Genomic DNA, 17,734 nt, shown 5'->3' with positions numbered 1-17,734 from the left:
TGGCGGTTAAGTAAAAGTCATCTGTAATAACTAGTAAAACCTCATTTCTAAGCAAATAGAGGTCTTTTCGTGTTTTCTTTAAAATAACACTTGACTTTTAATAGTTAGTCACCTTCTTTAATTATTTTAAAGCATTAACAATAGTGTCAATGTTTGCTCTAATTGTTTTGATATATGTTTCAGTACCTGAAGCACTATCACCTAATGAATCAGAATATAATTCTCCACCAATAGTAACAGTATGTCCAAGAGCTTTTGCACCTTCAATTACAGATCTAATAGTTGCTTCTGGAACTGAACTTTCAATGAAAACTGCTTTAACATTTAATTCTTTTACTAGTTTAGCTAAATCTTGAATATCCTTTGTACTTGCTTCACTTTGTGTAGAAATTCCTTGAATTGCATGAACTTCAAATCCATATGCATGAGCAAAATATTGAAAAGCATCATGAGCTGTTACAAGTTTTCTTTTATCTTCAGATAGTTCTGAAACTTTTGATCTAACATAAGCGTCTAAAACATCAAGTTCATTAAGATAAGTATTAAGTCTTGTTTCATAAGCGATTTTATTTTCACTATCAACAGCAATTAGTTTATTTCCAAGTGCATTAGCAGCAACTTTCCATAAGTTTATATCAAACCAAAAGTGTGGGTCAATTGCTCCATCTTCATCTTTTAGAAGTTTTGATGCTTCAAGACTATTTCCAACTACAATTACTTTTTCATTTGGAAGTTTTTCTAATATTTCTCCCATTTTCGCTTCCAAATGTAATCCACTAACAACAACTAAATCAGATTTAGTTAATGCTCTAGAATCACTTGGACGTGCTTCATAATTATGTGGATCAACTCCAACTCCCATTAGGGTTTTAACAGAAACGTAATCTCCACCAATTTCTTTAGCTAAGTCTCCTAACATTGTTGTTGTTGCAACAATGTTAACTTTTCCTTCAACATATTCGTATTTATTATTATTACATCCAACAAGTGCAAATGCTAATAATGTTGTTAATATAAAAATTAATTTCTTCATTTATTATCCTCTTTCTAATTTAAGGCATACCTTAAAACTGTTTTAAGTATAACATGACAAAAATTAGTTGTCAATAAAAAAACAAAAATAATGTATAATTATTATGAATAGAAAGTAGTTGATTAGATGAACGGACATAAAATGAAGAAGAAGTTTGGACAAAACTTTTTAACTGATACAAATTTATTAAAAAAAATAATTGATAGTGCAAATATAAAAGATAAAGATGTAATAGAGATTGGACCAGGGCAAGGAGCATTAACTAAGTTTTTAGTTTTAGATGCTAGTTCTGTTACTGCATATGAAGTTGATAGTGATTTAAAATTATATCTAAACAAATTAGAGAGTGAATTTCCTAATTTAAAAGTTAATTATCAAGATATTTTAAAAGTTAATCTAGATTTAGAAAAAGAATATCATGTAGTAGCAAATATTCCTTATAATATAACAAGTCCAATTATTTTTAAGATACTTGATGAGGCGATGATTAAATCTGCAACATTAATGGTCCAAAAAGAAGTTTGTGACCGAATTACTGCAAGTCCTAATAATAAAGAATATAATGCATTAAGTGTTATTATTCAATATTATATGAATGTTGAAAAAATAATGAACGTTAATAAGAAAATGTTTAGACCTATTCCTAAAGTCGATAGTGCTGTTTTTAAAATGACAAGAAAAGAACGTGAATTAGACTTAGAAGAAGAAACTATTTTTTTAAGATTAGTGAAGGGATCGTTTCATCAAAAAAGAAAAACGTTATTAAATAATATATCATTTAGTCAAGAAATCGAAAAAGAAAAAGTAAGTTTATGGTTGAATAAGCTAAATATTGATGGGAATTTAAGGGCTGAAAATATAAAAAAAGATGATTTTATCAAAATGGCGAAAAATTTTAAAATAATAGCCTAATAGTCTCCGAAAAAGTGTAAAAAAGTCGTTTTTATTTCAAGTAACCGCTAACATTTAAATCAATTAATGAGTGAAATGCTTTCTGAAAACGTAAAATATGCTATAATGTATATAGAATATATTGTTTTTGGAGGATAATAATGAAAGTTACTAACGTTAGGATCAAATTGGTCAACACAGAAGGAAGATTAAAAGCAGTGGGTTCAATTACATTTGATGAATGTTTTGTAGTTCATGATGTAAGAGTTCTTCAAGGGGAAAAAGGCATGTTTGTAGCAATGCCAAGCAAGAAAATGCCTAACGGAATGTTTAGAGACATCGCACACCCAATTAATATTGAAGCTAGAGCAATGATTGATAAAGAAGTTTTTGCAGCTTACGAAGAAGCATTAAAGAGTGCAGAAGTTGAAACGGTTTAAAAAAGAAAAATTCTAAATAGAGAGTTTTAAAGATAACTATTAAAAAATGGTTATCTTTTTTTTAAGTTATTATGTAAATTAAATACTAAAAAATTTTTAATATTAGGTTTTTGATGTATAATATAATTGAGAACAATAATTTTAAGGAGTTATACAAATGTCAGAGAGCATGGGAATTAAAAGAACAAAGTTGTTTGCATTAAGTTCTAATAAAGAACTAGCGGAGTTGGTGTCAAGATCATCTGGTCTTCCACTAAGTGAAATCGAATTATTTCGTTTTTCAGATGGAGAAATAGGATTAAACATTAGCGAGAGTGTTCGTGGTTGTGATGTTTTTGTAGTTCAATCAACTAGTAATCCTACAAATGAAAACTTAATGGAATTGTTGATTTTTGCTGATGCAGTAAAAAGAGCATCTGCTAAGAGTCTAACAGTTATTATGCCTTATTACGGATATTCAAGACAAGATAGAAAAGCTAAATCTCGTCAACCGATTACTGCTAAGTTAGTTGCTGATTTGTTACAAATAGCAGGTATTGATAGAATTATATCTATTGATTTACATGCAGCGCAAATCCAAGGATTTTTCAATATTCCAATTGATAATTTCCCAGCAGCACCGTTATTAGCAAATTATTTTTTAAGAAAAAAACAATTAGAAAATATTGTTGTTGTTTCACCTGATCATGGAGGAGCAACAAGAGCAAGAAAATTTGCAAAGATTTTAGATGCAACAATGGCAATCATTGACAAACGTCGTCCTGAGCCAAACAGAGCCGAAGTAATGAGCATCATTGGTGATGTTAAAGGAAAAGTTGCTGTTATTATTGATGATATGATTGATACAGCTGGAACATTAGTTGCAGGTGCAGAGGCACTTCTACAATATGGAGCAACTGAGGTTTATGCTGCTGCTACTCATCCAATTTTTTCAGGTCAAGCAATAGAAAGAATTAATGCATCATCAATTAAAAAAGTTGTTGTTACAGATACAATTAAATTAAGCCAAGCGGCAATTGATTCTAATAAAATAGTTCAAGTTAGTATGGGTAATTTATTAGGAGAATCAATTAGACATATAATTGAAGACAAACCAATAAGTCAAATATTTGATGTTATTGAAACATTAGAAGTATTAAAAGTGTGAGTGATATAAATGAAGTTAATTTTAGGGTTAGGTAATATTGGAGAAAAATATGAACTAACTAGACATAATGTTGGTTTTATCGTATTAGATGAATTAGCAAATCTATACGCGCTAGATTTTAAATATGATAAAGATTTAGAAGCTTTAATAGCAACTAAAAAAATTAATAATGAAAAAGTTGTTTTTGCTAAACCAACAACATATGTAAACCTATCAGGCAATGCTCTTAGTAAAATTATGAAATATTATAAAATTGCTAAAGAAGATATCTTAGTAATCTACGATGATATAAATCTTGACTTAGGTAGAATCAGAGTTAGAGAAACTAATGGTCATGGTGGACATAATGGTATTAAAGATATTATTAGACATCTAAGTGCTCAAGATTTTAAAAGAATCAGAGTTGGTGTTGGATTAGATAAAAGTATGCCGTTAGATCACTATGTATTAGGAAAATTCAGTAAAAATGAAATTGAAATACTAAAACCAGCAGTTATTGATATAATGGGTGCCGTTGATTTGTTTACAAAAAATATTTATTTTAAAGATATAATGACTAAATACAATACCCAAACTTAATCGTTTGGGTATTACTTTTGGGTGGTAAAAATGAAAAAAATAAAAAATTATATTATTGAAAAGTTAAATTTAGGTAATAAGTATTATCAAAAGACAAATGATTACTTTAATGCATATATGATTAAAGAAGATTACTTGAATAGCGATAAGACTATTTTTGTTGTTTTACCAAATCTATATGAAGCTCAAAAGTATTATGATTATTTAAATCAAATTATTGAAAGTGATTATGTTTTATTCTATCCTGTTGATCAAATACTAACAACAATTATGGCACTTGGAAGCCATGAGTTTCAAAGTGAACGATTATATACGATTAAAAAGTTATTATCAAAAGATAAGTTTATTGTTGTAACAACATTAGACGGAATATTGATGAGACAACTTAAACCAAATGATTATAAAAACAGTATTTTAACCTTAAAAGTTAATGATGAATATAACATTGATTCACTTGTTAACTATTTAGTTAATAGTGGATATGTTCATGAATATACTGTTGAAAATCCTGGAACCTTTTCAGTTCGAGGAGGAATTGTTGACATATTTACTCGCGATAATACAAATCCAATTAGATTGGATTTTTTTGACAATTTACTAGAGAGTATTAAAATCTTTGATGTAGAAACACAACGTTCGTTTGGAACAATTAATGAAATTGAGATTGCCCCATTACATGAGTTGTTTTATACATCAAAAATGAAAGATGATGCTATTAAGCGAATTAATAAGCATTTCGAAAAATTCACTTTATCAAGTAAGGAACAACAAAGACTAAACATAGATATTGAAAAGATTAGTAATAGAACAAACCTTTCAATGTTAAATATTTATATTCCGTTTTTTAATGTAGAAGAAACATCAATTCTAGATTTTTCTGATAACAAGAAAATTTATGTAATTGATGAATATAAAATGATCACAAATGAAAATCAAAAAGCTGATGATTTAGAAACATATGCTCATACAATGGATGGCAAAGCATTTTTATCATTAGGGTACTTGATTGATTATAAAAAGCAAATTAATAAAAGTGATATTAACATTGATAATTTGGGTATCTTACATAAAGATGCTTATTCGTTAGATGTAATGGATGTTAATAATTATCGTGGTAATTTAGCAATGCTATATTTTGATTTAGTTAATACATTTAAAGGATATAAATTGTTTTTAAATGATAATACTAATAGTAAAGAAGTTAGAGAAATAAAATCATATCTAAAAGATAAAGCATATGAAGATTATGAGTTTATTGATGAAGATATAATTGGATCATTTGTTATTAATGAAGAAAAAATTATCTATTTAAATGAAGAAAGTGTATTCGGAAATAAGAAATCAAGAAGAGCAAAATATAGAAGCGTTTTAAACCAATCAACAAAAATACGACATGTTGAAGAATTAGAAGTTGGAGACTATGTTGTTCATTATGAATTTGGTATTGGTAAATACATGGGATTGAAAACGATGGATTTATCAGGTATAAAACGTGATTATTTATATATTATTTATAAGGATAATGAATCACTTTATGTTCCAATGGAACAAATTGATTTAATTTTAAAGTATAGCAGTAATGATGGTGTTGTCCCACAATTATCGAAAATGGGTGGAAGACAATGGAAGAATACTAAAGCTGCTGTTAAAAAGAAAATTAAGGATTTGAGTGATCGTTTATTAAAACTTTATGCCCTAAGAGAAGAGGCAGTAGGATATGCATACTCCTCTGATAATGAAACGCAAATTGAATTTGAAAATGATTTTAAATATGAATTAACAAAAGATCAAGCCAAAAGTATAAAAAGAGTTAAAGAAGAGATGATGAAACCTAAACCAATGGATGTTCTTATTATTGGAGATGTTGGTTTTGGTAAAACCGAAGTGGCACTAAGAGCTGCATTTAAAGCAGTTTTAGATGGGAAACAAGTGCTGTATTTAGTTCCGACAACTGTTCTTGCAAGACAACACTATTATACGTTTAAGGAAAGATTTGAAAAGTTTGGTGCAACTGTTGAATTGATGAGTAGATTTGTTAGTAAGAAACAACAAACAGAAACAATTAAAAACTTAAAAAAAGGATTTGTTGATGTTGTTATTGGAACACATAGATTGTTGTCAAAGGATATTGAATTTGCAAATCTAGGATTATTAGTTATTGATGAGGAGCAACGATTTGGCGTTATTCATAAAGAAAGAATTAAAGAGATTAAAGTTAATGTTGATACATTAACACTAAGTGCAACTCCAATACCTAGAACTCTCCAAATGACAATGCTAGGTTTGAAAGACTTAGAAACGATTGAAACACCACCGCTTAATAGATATCCTGTTCAAACATATGTAGTAAGAAGAGAAGATGCACTTGTTAAAGAAGCAATTAGAAGGGAAATAGCAAGAGGTGGGCAAGTATTTTACTTGTATAATAAGGTTGAAGATATGGAGTTAATGGTTTTGAAAATTCAAAAACTTGTTCCAGAAGCGAAAATTGTTTTTGGACATGGGAAAATGAGTAAAGATCAATTAGAAAGAACAATTAGTGAATTCATTGATCATGAATATGATATTTTAGTATCAACAACAATTATTGAAACAGGAATTGATATACCAAATACAAATACTTTAATTATTCATGATGCAGATAGATTAGGACTTTCACAACTTTATCAAATAAGAGGAAGAGTTGGTAGAAGTGATAAAATAGCATATGCATATTTGATGTATGATGGTTATAAGGATTTAAGTGATGAAGCATATAAACGATTAAGAACATTAGAAGATTTCACAGAACTCGGTAGTGGGTATAAGATTGCTATGAAGGATTTATCAATTAGAGGTGCTGGTGATATTTTAGGTAGTGAGCAATCAGGATTTATTGATTCAGTTGGTTTAGAGATGTATTTACAGTTGTTAGATGAAGTTTTAAATGATAAAGAAGAGTTAAAACCTTTAGAAGAAGTTACTGATGTTTATGCTAATCGCTCAATTGATAAAGAGTATATTGATGAAGATAGTGTTAGAATAGAAATTCATAAAAAAGTTAGTAAGTTAAATAACCTTAATGATTTAAATGATTTAAAAGAGGAATTAGAAGATCGTTTTGGAACTTTGAATGTTGATTTATTAACGTATATGTATGAAAAGCTTCTTAAAAAATTGTTTTATCGAATTGGTGTTTATAAAGTTAGTCACAGTAAGGGGGCTGTTTTACTGGTTATTAACAAAGAAAAATCTAATGAAATTGATGGAGTTAAACTATTTGAAGTTTCAAATAAGTTTAAGTATAAGGTCAATCTTGGATACTTGAAAGATGAAATTCAAATAAAAGTAGATTATCCGAATGCTAGTGAACATTGGATATATATAGTTGTAAGATTATTAGAGGCGTACTATGAAGGAATTAATAAAAATAATCAATTGATGTTTAAGGAGGAAAAGAAATAATGAGTGAATATAAAGTGATGAGAGCATTAGAAAAAGATGCAGAAGAAGTAATGAACCTAATGGCTAAAAATAATTGGAAAGTTATTTCTGTTAATGTTTTAGAAACTGAACTTGTTGAACTGATTATTACATTTGAAAGATTAGCATAAAGCTTATTAAACACAGGTTAATATGATTATGTGAATGTTGTAAAAAGTATAATTTGGTAAAACGTTTTCATTGCATAAAAAAATGGTTTAGGTATATAATGAAGATACGAAGACTGTTTATATATAAATATATAAAATTATCAAGGAGGAAATTTATATGTCTGCATGGAAAGGATTTGTCGAAGGCGATTGGACAAAGAAAGTCGACGTTCGAGATTTTATTATTAAAAACTACAAAGAATATACAGGAGATGGTTCATTTTTAGCTTCAGTTACTGAAGATAGTAAAACATTGAATCAAGTATTTATTGATTTGTTAAAACTTGAAAAAGAAAAAGGTGGAGTTATTGATTTAGATACAAAAGTTGCATCTACAATTATTTCACATGGACCTGGATATTTAGTTAAAGAAATTGAAAAAATTGTTGGTTTACAAACTGATGCCCCATTAAAAAGAGGATTTTTCCCAAATGGTGGTATAAATGTTGCAACAAAAGCTGCTGAAGCATATGGATATCATGTTGATGAAGAAACAATAAAATTATATACTGATGTAAGAAAAACTCATAATCAAGGTGTATTTGATGCTTATACTCCAGAAATTAGACGTGCTCGTAAATCACATATCGTTACAGGATTACCTGATGGATATGGACGTGGACGTATAATTGGTGATTACAGAAGAGTTGCTTTATATGGTATTAACTTCTTAATCAAACAAAGACAAGCAGAACAAGCATTAATCACATTCCCTATGACTGAAGATAAAATCAGATTAAGAGAAGAAATAACTGACCAAATTAGATCATTAAAAGAATTGATTCAATTAGGTAATGAATACGGATTTGATTTATCAAGACCAGCTGAAAATGCTCAAGAAGCTATTCAATGGTTATACTTAGCTTATTTAGCTGCAGTTAAAGAACAAAATGGTGCAGCAATGTCTCTAGGTAGAACTTCAACATTCGTTGATATTTATATTCAAAGAGATTTAGAATTAGGAAGAATTAATGAAGTTGAAGCTCAAGAATTAGTTGATCATTTCATTATGAAATTAAGAATGGTTAGATTTGCTAGAACTCCAGAATATAATCAATTATTTACAGGAGATCCAACATGGGTAACTGAAAGTCTTGGTGGTATTTCATTAGAAGGTAAATCATTAGTTACTAAAACATCATTCAGATACTTACAAACATTATATAATTTAGGTACTTCAGCTGAACCAAATTTAACAGTTCTATGGAGCGATAAATTACCAGAAGGATTTAAAGATTTCTGTGCTAAAGTTTCAATTGATACATCATCAATTCAATATGAAAATGATGAGTTAATGAGACCAAAACATGGTGATGATTATGCTATCGCATGTTGTGTATCACCAATGGCTGTTGGTAAAGAAATGCAATTCTTTGGTGCAAGAGCAAACCTTGCTAAAGCATTATTATATTCACTAAATGGTGGACGTGATGAAATTTCAGGAGACCAAGTATTTGTTAAAACTAAACAAGATGTTTTAAAAGCAGAAGTTCTAGATTTTGATACTGTTTGGGCTAGATTTGATAAGACTATGGATGAACTTGCTGAAGTTTATGTTAACGCATTAAATATTATTCACTATATGCACGATAAATATGCATATGAAAAATTAGAAATGGCTTTACATGATGTTGAAGTTAAGAGAACATTTGCAACAGGTATTGCTGGTTTATCAGTGGTTGCTGACTCATTATCAGCAATTAAATATGCTAAAGTTGTTCCGTTATATGATGAAGAAAGTGGTTTAATTACTGATTATGAAGTAATTGGAGATTATCCACAATATGGTAATAATGATGATCGTGTTGATGAATTAGCAGTTAAAGTTGTTAACGTGTTTATGGACAAGATTAGAAGCAATTATACTTACCGTGAATCAATTCCAACAATGAGTGTATTAACTATTACATCAAATGTTGTATATGGTAAAAATACAGGAAATACTCCTGATGGAAGAAGAGCTGGACAAGCATTTGCTCCAGGTGCTAACCCAATGCATGGTAGAGATAAATCAGGTGCTTTAAAATCATTAATGAGTGTTGCTAAAATTCCATTTGAAAATGCTAGAGATGGTATTTCAAATACATTTACAATAATCCCAAAAGCATTAGGTAAGAAAGTTGAAGTTGAAGGAACAGTTGTATTAGCTGATGACGTTCAAGTAACTAACTTAGTTAATATGTTAGATGGATACTTTAGTTCAAAAGGATATCATTTAAATGTTAACGTGTTTACAAGAGAAACATTAAAAGCAGCTTATGATAATCCAGAATTATATCCAAACTTAACAATCCGTGTTTCAGGATATGCAGTAAACTTCTCTAACTTAACTGATGAACAAAAACGTGAAGTTATGAGTAGAACTTTCCATGAAGGATTTTAATCCAAGACTTGGTAACGTTCATTCCATTGAAACATTAGGTGCTTTCGATGGACCTGGCATTCGTTATGTACTCTTTTTACAAGGATGTCAATTAAGATGTAAATTTTGTCACAACCGTGATTCATGGGAAACCGATGATAATAAATTAATGACGGTTGATGAAATTTTAGAAGATTACAATAAATATAGAAACTTTTACAAGAAAGGTGGTCTTACCGTTAGTGGCGGTGAGGCTACCCTTCAAATTTATTTTCTAATTGAACTCTTTAAAGATGCTAAAAAGCAAGGTATTCATACTTGCCTTGATACATCTGCAGGGGTATTTAATGAAAAGATGATTCCGGTTTATGATGAGCTACTTAAATATACTGATTTAGTGTTATTAGATATAAAACATATTGATAATGAAATTCATAAATGGCTTGTTGGTGTTCCAAATACTCATATTTTGGAGTTTGCAAAATATTTAGATAAAAAGCAAGTCCCAACAGTTATTAGACATGTTTTATTGCCTGAAATAAATAGTCAAGATGAGTATTTAATTAAGTTAAGAGAGTTTATAGATGGACTAACAAATATTGTTGGAACTGATGTTCTTCCTTATCATACAGCAGGAATTATGAAGTGGAAAAAAATGGGATTAGAATATCCACTCCCAGACACAAAAGAACCAAGTAAAGAACTTGTTAGACATGCAGAGAAAATTTTAAAAGAGAATTATAAATTTATGATATAATAAGAGTGTTTTAAAAACACTTTTATTTTTTTATAGGGAGTTGATTTAAGTGATACTTGATGGATTAAAAATAGCGAATAATAGAAATGAATTGTTGAAAGAAAAAATTGAAAAAGAAATAAATGAAGGGTTAAAAAAACCAAAGTCAGTAATTATTTTAGTTGGTAATGATCCAGCAAGTAAAATATATGTTAACTCAAAAATAAAAGCTTCTGCAAAAGTTCTTATTGATACTGAATTAATAGAGTTATCTAGAGAGACAAGTGAACAAGAATTAGAATCTCTTATTGAAAAATTAAATAATGATAAAAGTGTAGATGGAATTTTATTGCAACTACCACTACCTAAACATTTGGATGAAAAAAAGTTTATTAATTTAATTGAGAATAAAAAAGATATTGATGGTTTTACAATTGTTAATCAAGGAAAACTATTTCAAAATATAGATGCTACATATGCAGCAACACCACAAGGTATAATTAATCTTTTAGATGAATATAAGATTGATGTTAAAGGTTTAAATGCTGTTGTTGTGGGAAGAAGTCAAATTGTTGGACTTCCAATTGCTAAGATGTTGATAGATAGAAATGCAACTGTCACAATTTGTCATAGTAAAACAAAGGATATTAGTTTTTACACTAAAAATGCTGATTTGATTGTCATGGCTGTTGGTGTTGCTGGAATGTTAAAAGCTGAGATGGTTAAAGATAATGTTGTTGTTATTGATGTTGGAATTAATCGTGTAGATGGAAAATTATATGGGGATGTTGATTTTGAAAATGTTTCTAAAAAAGCAAGTTTTATTACACCGGTTCCAAAGGGAGTTGGTCCAATGACAATTAATGCATTATTAGAAAATACTTACAAAGTTAGTAGATTAAACAACAATAAAAAATAAACACTAATAAAAATAGTGTTTTTTTAATGAAAAAAATGGTAAAATAAAAAATGATGTTGAAAGGGTGAAATAAATGAATGTATGGCACGACATACGAAAGGATCGTATAAAGAAAGATAATTTCATTACTGTAATTGAAATTAGCAAAGGAAGTAAGAAAAAATACGAACTTGATAAAGAAACAGGAATGATTATTTTAGATCGTATTTTATTTACGTCAACACACTATCCTGCTAACTATGGTTTTATACCAAGAACATATGCTGGGGATAATGACCCACTGGATGTTTTAGTTTTATGTCAAGAAGATATTGAACCAATGAGTTTGGTTGCATGCTATCCGATTGGAGTTATGAAGATGATTGACTCTGATGAAGTTGATGAAAAAATCATCGCTGTTCCACAAAGTGATCCATCAATGAATCAGTATCAAGATATAAGTGAAATTCCGCAACATTTACTAACTGAAATGGGACATTTCTTCGAAACTTATAAGGCGTTAGAAGGTAAAGAGACATATATTCTAGATATAGAAGGAAGAAAAGAAGCAGAAAAGATTATTGAGCAATCAATTAAGAATTACGAAGAAAAATTTGGTAAATAAATTTTATATTTTATAAGAAGGTGTAAGAAATGGGAAGAGCGTTTGAAGTAAGAAAACAAGCAATGGCAAAGACTGCTGCTGCAAAAACAAGAGTATATTCTAAGTATGGAAGAGAAGTTTATATGGCTGCTAAAAATGGAATTGATCCAGATGCAAACTTAGAATTAAAAAGAATTATTGAAAAAGCAAAGAAGGAACAAGTTCCAGGAGATATTATTAAAAGAGCGATTGAAAAAGCTAAGGGTGGAAGTGAAGACAACTATTCTGAAGTTCGTTATGAAGGATTTGGACCTGGAAATACATTATTTATTGTTGAGTGTTTAACAGACAATGTTAATAGAACAATTTCAGAAGTTAGAAATTGTTTTACTAAGACTGGTTCAAAACTTGGTGTAAGTGGATCTGTTGTTCATATGTTTAATCATCAATCAGTGTTTGCTATTAAAGATGTTACAGAGGATGAAATACTTGAAGTAGTTATTGAAAATGATATTGAAGTTGAAAGTATTGAAGCTGATGAAGATGGTGTAACAGTTTATGGTAGTGTAAGTGACTATAGTAATATTAGAACGGCATTATTAGAAGCAAAAAAAGACATTGATTTTGTTACAGACGAAATAATGTGGGTACCAACTACTGAAGTTAAATTAGCAGAACAAGATGATATTGATAAATTTAATCGTTTAACACAAATGTTAGATGAATTAGATGATGTTAAAGATGTTTATAACAACGCTATAATTGAAGATTAATTAGAAAAAAAGGTAGGCTTAATTATAAACTACCTTTTTTTAATATTTATATTATGTTATAATATAGACTAACGAAGTGGGGTATTTTTATGGAAAAAATGAATATGAATGATATAGTATTTGAAGCTTTGAAAAAAGAAGAAAATAGACAAAAAACACATATTGAATTAATTGCATCTGAAAACTTTGTTTCAGACGATGTTTTAAATATGCAAGGAACAATACTAACAAATAAATATGCTGAAGGATATCCTGGAAAAAGATATTATGGCGGCTGTGAATTTGTTGATATTATTGAAACTGAAGCGATTGAAAGATTGAAAAAACTTTATAATGTAAAACATGCAAATGTTCAACCACATTCAGGTTCTCAAGCAAATATGGCTGCTTATGGTGCGTTATTAGAACCAGGAGATTTAATCTTGGGGATGTCACTTAATGAAGGTGGACATTTAACACATGGATATCATTTATCATTTTCAGGACAATTTTATAAGTCCGCTTTTTATGGTGTTGATAAAGAAACAGAAATGATTGATATGGAGAATGTTAGAAAGATTGCTCTTGAAGTAAAGCCTAAATTGATTGTTGCAGGAGCAAGTGCATATTCAAGAATTATTGATTTTAAAAAATTTAGAGAAATTGCTGATGAAGTTGGTGCTTATCTTATGGTTGATATGGCACATATTGCAGGTTTAGTTGCTGCTGGACTTCATCCATCACCAGTTCCTTATGCTCATGTTATTACATCAACTACGCATAAAACGCTACGTGGACCACGCGGTGGAATCATAATTACAAATGATGATGAAATAGCTAAGAAGATTAATCGTGCAGTATTCCCAGGAGTACAAGGCGGTCCTTTAATGCATGTTATTGGTGCTAAGGCGGTTGCTTTTGGAGAAGCATTAGATGATAGTTTTAAAACATATCAAGAACAAGTTATTAAAAATGCTAAAACATTAGCTAATGAAATGAAAAAATTAGGATACAGAATTGTTAGTGAAACAACAGATAATCACTTAGTCTTAATTGATGTTAAATCTAAATTAGGAATTACAGGTAAAGAAGCAGAACGAGTTTTAGGTTTAGTTAATATTACGGTTAACAAAAATACTATTCCTTTTGACCAAGAAAAACCGCATAATGCAAGTGGAATTCGTCTTGGAAGTCCAGCAGTAACAACACGAGGTTTGAAAGAAAAAGAAATGGTTATTATTGCAAATTTAATTAATAACGCATTAGTTAATCGTGATGATATAAATAGAATTGAAGAAATTAAAAAAACAGTAATCGAAATGATGGAAAAATATCCATTGTTTGAAAGAAAAGGAGGAAGTATTAAATGATAACAAAAACAAGGATTATTCCTGATGGTAAAAAAGAATTAAAAAAATTACCTATTTTACATCATAAGGAAGCCGAGTATTTGTATTATCCAATTACTAATGCAAGATGCCCAGTTGGTGAAACTTGTGTTTTAGGCGGACAATTTGTTAAAGTTGGCGAAGTAATTGGAACAAGAAAAGGATCATTTTTTGAACAACCAATTCATGCTACAGCAAGTGGTGAAATTGTTGGTATTGAGAAACATCACGATCAAACTGGGAAGTTAGTTGATTGTGTAATCTTAAAGAATGATCAAAAATATGAACTTCATGAGTCAGTGAAAGATAGAACTGATGAAGAGATTAAAAATTTAACACGTGAAGAGTTAGTTGAAATTGCTAAAGAAATGGGGTTAGTTGGTTTAGGTGGAAGTGGGTTTCCTACTTATATTAAACTAAACACTAAAGAAGAAATTGATACGATTGTTGTCAATGGTGTTGAGTGTGAACCATTCTTAGTAAGTGATTATGAATTAATGTTAAATAGTCCACATGAATTAATCAAAGGATTGATTTATGTAATGCAAGCAATGAAGGCTAAAAAAGGTGTTATTGCTATTAAAAAGAAATATAAAGAAATTAAAGAAGTATTGGATTTTGCTTTAACAGAATATCCTGGGGTTAATATTGAAGTTGCTGAAGTAGGTAATTATTATCCACAAGGTTGGGAATTAGAAACTGTTAAAAGTGCTATTGGAGTTACAATTCCACAAGGTGCATTAACTGCAAAATACGGAGTGTTAATTTTTAACGTTTCTACATTAGCAAGTGTATACCAAGCTGTTAAACATCGTATGCCTGTATTAGAAAGATTCTTTACATTAAGTGGAGATGGAATTAAGAATACAAGTTTTAGAGCAAGAATTGGAACAAAAATTACTGATTTAGTTCAAATTGCTGGTGGTTACTTAGATGTTGAAATACCAAAAACACTTGTTCTTGGTGGACCAATGATGGGATCAAACACTACTACTGATGATGTTATGATTACACATACAATAACATCAATGATTGTTTTTAATAATGTTGATTACTTTGAAGAACCATGTATCCATTGTGCTGCATGTGTTTACTCATGTCCAGTAAAGATTGAACCAGTTCAAATTATGAATGCGTTGAAACTTGGAGATGCTGAAGGATTAGAAATGTTAAAAGTTAATAAATGTATTGAATGTGGATTATGTTCATTTGTTTGTCCATCAAAGATTCATTTAACACAATACATGCGTGATTCAAAGAAATACTTAAGAGAGAAGGGAATTTAGGATGCAAGCAGTAGTAAAAACTAGTCCATATATTAGAAAAGCGACAAGCACTAAGAGAATGATGGTTGATGTTCTAATTGCATTAATTCCAGTTATCGCTTTTGCAATATATCGATTTAAATTTGATTTTGTATTAAGAGCTTTATTGGCGAGTGTCTTAGCAGTTGGATTAGAGGCATTAGCATTTGGCTTAATGAAAGAAAAAAATGAAACATGGAAAGAAAGATTTAAAAAATATACAGTTAATAATGTGGTTCCACCAATTATTACAGCATTAATTTTTTTACTAACACTTCCAAGTAATATATCTTTTTATGTGATTATTATTGGTGTTGTGTTTGCAATTTTAATTGGAAAAATGATTTATGGTGGACTAGGTAAAAATATATTTAACCCAGCAGGTATTGGAAGAGTATTTGTAGGTTTAACATTTGCAAGTTTCTTTGTATACCAAGGATTAGATGATATAGCTGGAGCAACAGCATTATCAACACCATATGCTGATGTTTTAAAGTCATATTCATTCCTTGATTTATTTTTAGGAAATGTTCCAGGTTCATCAGGTGAAATAAGTGCTTTAGCAATTTTAATTGGGGGAGCTTATTTAATTATTAGAAGATCTGCAGATTATCGTGTTATATTGGCAGGGTTATTAAGTTTTGCCTTATTTATGTGTGTTGCTGGATTAGGTTTAGGATATGGATTTAATGAAACAATCAAATATACATTATTCCATATATTATCAGGTGGTTTATTATTTGGACTAGTATTTATGGCAACTGATCCAATAACATCACCATATACAAGACCAGGAAGATTAATATTTGGACTTATAATTGGACTACTTGTTGCAGCTATTCGTTTGTTCGGATCATATCCAGAAGGAATGGTATTTGCAATTGTTATCGCAAATGCATTTGTTCCGTTAATTGATTATAAAAAATGGACAACAAATATTTATACTAAAAAATTTATTATCGCATATTCAGTTAGTATTGTGGTTCTAGCCTTAATAGTATTTGCTGGGGTTGGAGGTTTTGCACTATGAAAAATTTAAATGTCAAAAATATACTGGTAATGCTTGGCTTTATTTTTGTTATTTTAGGAGTTTTAATTGGTAGTAGTTTACTATTAAAAAATACTCGAAGTAACAATATAATGAAACAAGAAATCAAAAAATATACTGAAGTATTAGAAAATATTTCTGAAATCGAAACTGTTGAAGTTCCTAGTTCACTTGTAACAATAACTGATAAAAAAATTGCAAAAAATGCAAGTGGAACAGTAATTGGAACGTTATATTCAACAAATACAACAAATAATTACGGAAATATTGAAATTATCTTATCACTAGATACAACAGGTAAAATCTTAGGTATAAAAGCAATCGTTAATCAAACATTAGGTGTTGATAAAACAATTGCATATATAAGTGGATTAAAAGGGTCTTCAATATTGGATCCAGTTTCAAATGTTGATGTAACGGGTGTTACAAGATCAAATGAAGCAGTTAACAAAATATTAAATGATGTTAAAGAGGCGTACAAGATTGATGCCCCTGAAGAAGAAAAAAATGTATATGAAAAATTATTTGGCGATGATTTTAAATTTGAAATAATTGAAATTGAAGAAAATGCTACTGTGAAAGAAGTAAGAAAAATCTTAGTTAATGACGTAGAAAAAGCAAGAGTTTATAAAATTGAGAAAACCGGAATGTATACAGATGGTATGGAAGATAAAATATCCTTTAATGTGATTTTAGGCTTAAATAACGAAATTCTTGGTTATGAAGAAGTTGAATATAAACATACAGGTGGAACTTATAAGAGAAATGTACTAGCATTTTTCAATGAATTAGTAAATGAAAAAGTTTTAATATCTGCTGTTGATAGTCATGTTACAGAAGTGACGGGATCAACAAATTCAAGAATAATTTTAAAATCAATGCTAAATGAACTTGCAATTTTTGTAGAAGGAGATAGATAA

General features: G+C 29.2%; 16 protein-coding genes. 15 read left to right on the top strand and 1 reads right to left on the bottom strand.

All coding sequences use genetic code 11. The features are described from left to right. Window positions 1-121: 121 nt before the first annotated feature. Window positions 122-1,033, bottom strand: a complete 912-nt coding sequence (locus tag EXC62_RS00535) for a metal ABC transporter solute-binding protein, Zn/Mn family (protein ID WP_026390713.1) — start codon at window positions 1,031-1,033, stop codon at window positions 122-124. A gap of 126 nt (window positions 1,034-1,159) precedes the next feature. Between EXC62_RS00535 and rsmA the strand changes: the two genes are divergently transcribed. The 15 genes from rsmA (at window position 1,160) to EXC62_RS00465 (ending at window position 17,734) form a co-directional block, all read left to right on the top strand. Further along, entirely contained in the window at window positions 1,160-1,945 is a 786-nt protein-coding gene (rsmA, locus tag EXC62_RS00530) for a 16S rRNA (adenine(1518)-N(6)/adenine(1519)-N(6))-dimethyltransferase RsmA (RefSeq protein ID WP_026390714.1), read from the top strand. 140 nt (window positions 1,946-2,085) lie between these two features. Next, on the top strand, window positions 2,086-2,364 hold the full coding sequence (spoVG, locus tag EXC62_RS00525) for a septation regulator SpoVG (RefSeq protein WP_026390715.1): 279 nt from the start codon (window positions 2,086-2,088) through the stop codon (window positions 2,362-2,364). A 157-nt stretch (window positions 2,365-2,521) separates the two neighbouring features. Beyond that, complete coding sequence (locus EXC62_RS00520) at window positions 2,522-3,511, top strand: ribose-phosphate pyrophosphokinase (protein ID WP_162140249.1); 990 nt, start codon at window positions 2,522-2,524, stop codon at window positions 3,509-3,511. A 9-nt stretch (window positions 3,512-3,520) separates the two neighbouring features. Then, entirely contained in the window at window positions 3,521-4,090 is a 570-nt protein-coding gene (gene pth, locus EXC62_RS00515) for an aminoacyl-tRNA hydrolase (protein WP_026390716.1), read from the top strand. 30 nt (window positions 4,091-4,120) lie between these two features. After that, the gene (gene mfd, locus EXC62_RS00510; RefSeq protein ID WP_052589949.1) at window positions 4,121-7,534 is read left to right on the top strand and encodes a transcription-repair coupling factor; all 3,414 of its coding nucleotides are present in this window, start codon (window positions 4,121-4,123) and stop codon (window positions 7,532-7,534) included. Next, window positions 7,534-7,683, top strand: coding sequence for a hypothetical protein (locus EXC62_RS08750; protein ID WP_156907467.1), 150 nt, complete (start codon window positions 7,534-7,536; stop codon window positions 7,681-7,683). Before mfd ends, EXC62_RS08750 begins: the two co-directional genes overlap by 1 nt. Window positions 7,684-7,840: 157 nt before the next feature. After that, window positions 7,841-10,105 carry a formate C-acetyltransferase gene (gene pflB, locus EXC62_RS00505; protein WP_035375789.1) on the top strand — a complete coding sequence of 755 codons (2,265 nt, stop codon included), beginning with the start codon at window positions 7,841-7,843 and terminating at the stop codon, window positions 10,103-10,105. Then, complete coding sequence (gene pflA / locus EXC62_RS00500) at window positions 10,092-10,841, top strand: pyruvate formate-lyase-activating protein (protein ID WP_026390718.1); 750 nt, start codon at window positions 10,092-10,094, stop codon at window positions 10,839-10,841. Before pflB ends, pflA begins: the two co-directional genes overlap by 14 nt. 49 nt (window positions 10,842-10,890) lie before the next feature. After that, window positions 10,891-11,739: a bifunctional 5,10-methylenetetrahydrofolate dehydrogenase/5,10-methenyltetrahydrofolate cyclohydrolase gene (locus tag EXC62_RS00495; RefSeq protein WP_026390719.1), complete on the top strand. Its 849-nt coding sequence runs from the start codon at window positions 10,891-10,893 to the stop codon at window positions 11,737-11,739. A gap of 73 nt (window positions 11,740-11,812) precedes the next feature. Next, window positions 11,813-12,343: an inorganic diphosphatase gene (locus tag EXC62_RS00490; protein ID WP_026390720.1), complete on the top strand. Its 531-nt coding sequence runs from the start codon at window positions 11,813-11,815 to the stop codon at window positions 12,341-12,343. A gap of 29 nt (window positions 12,344-12,372) precedes the next feature. Then, complete coding sequence (locus tag EXC62_RS00485) at window positions 12,373-13,095, top strand: YebC/PmpR family DNA-binding transcriptional regulator (protein WP_026390721.1); 723 nt, start codon at window positions 12,373-12,375, stop codon at window positions 13,093-13,095. 89 nt (window positions 13,096-13,184) lie between these two features. Then, entirely contained in the window at window positions 13,185-14,444 is a 1,260-nt protein-coding gene (glyA, locus tag EXC62_RS00480; protein WP_162140250.1) for a serine hydroxymethyltransferase, read from the top strand. Next, window positions 14,441-15,748: an RnfABCDGE type electron transport complex subunit C gene (locus EXC62_RS00475; RefSeq protein WP_026390723.1), complete on the top strand. Its 1,308-nt coding sequence runs from the start codon at window positions 14,441-14,443 to the stop codon at window positions 15,746-15,748. The genes glyA and EXC62_RS00475 overlap by 4 nt, the downstream gene beginning before the upstream one ends. 1 nt (window position 15,749) lies before the next feature. Continuing rightward, a complete protein-coding gene (locus tag EXC62_RS00470; RefSeq protein WP_162140251.1) occupies window positions 15,750-16,796 on the top strand; it encodes an RnfABCDGE type electron transport complex subunit D in 1,047 nt (348 codons plus the stop codon). After that, the gene (locus tag EXC62_RS00465; protein ID WP_026390724.1) at window positions 16,793-17,734 is read left to right on the top strand and encodes a hypothetical protein; all 942 of its coding nucleotides are present in this window, start codon (window positions 16,793-16,795) and stop codon (window positions 17,732-17,734) included. The genes EXC62_RS00470 and EXC62_RS00465 overlap by 4 nt, the downstream gene beginning before the upstream one ends.

The organism is Haploplasma axanthum (genome assembly GCF_900660745.1).
In the GTDB taxonomy this organism is placed as follows: Bacteria; Bacillota_I; Bacilli_A; order Acholeplasmatales; family Acholeplasmataceae; genus Haploplasma; species Haploplasma axanthum.
The sequence above is the reverse complement of the archived record's forward strand: the minus strand, read 5'-3'. Positions and strand labels throughout refer to the sequence as shown.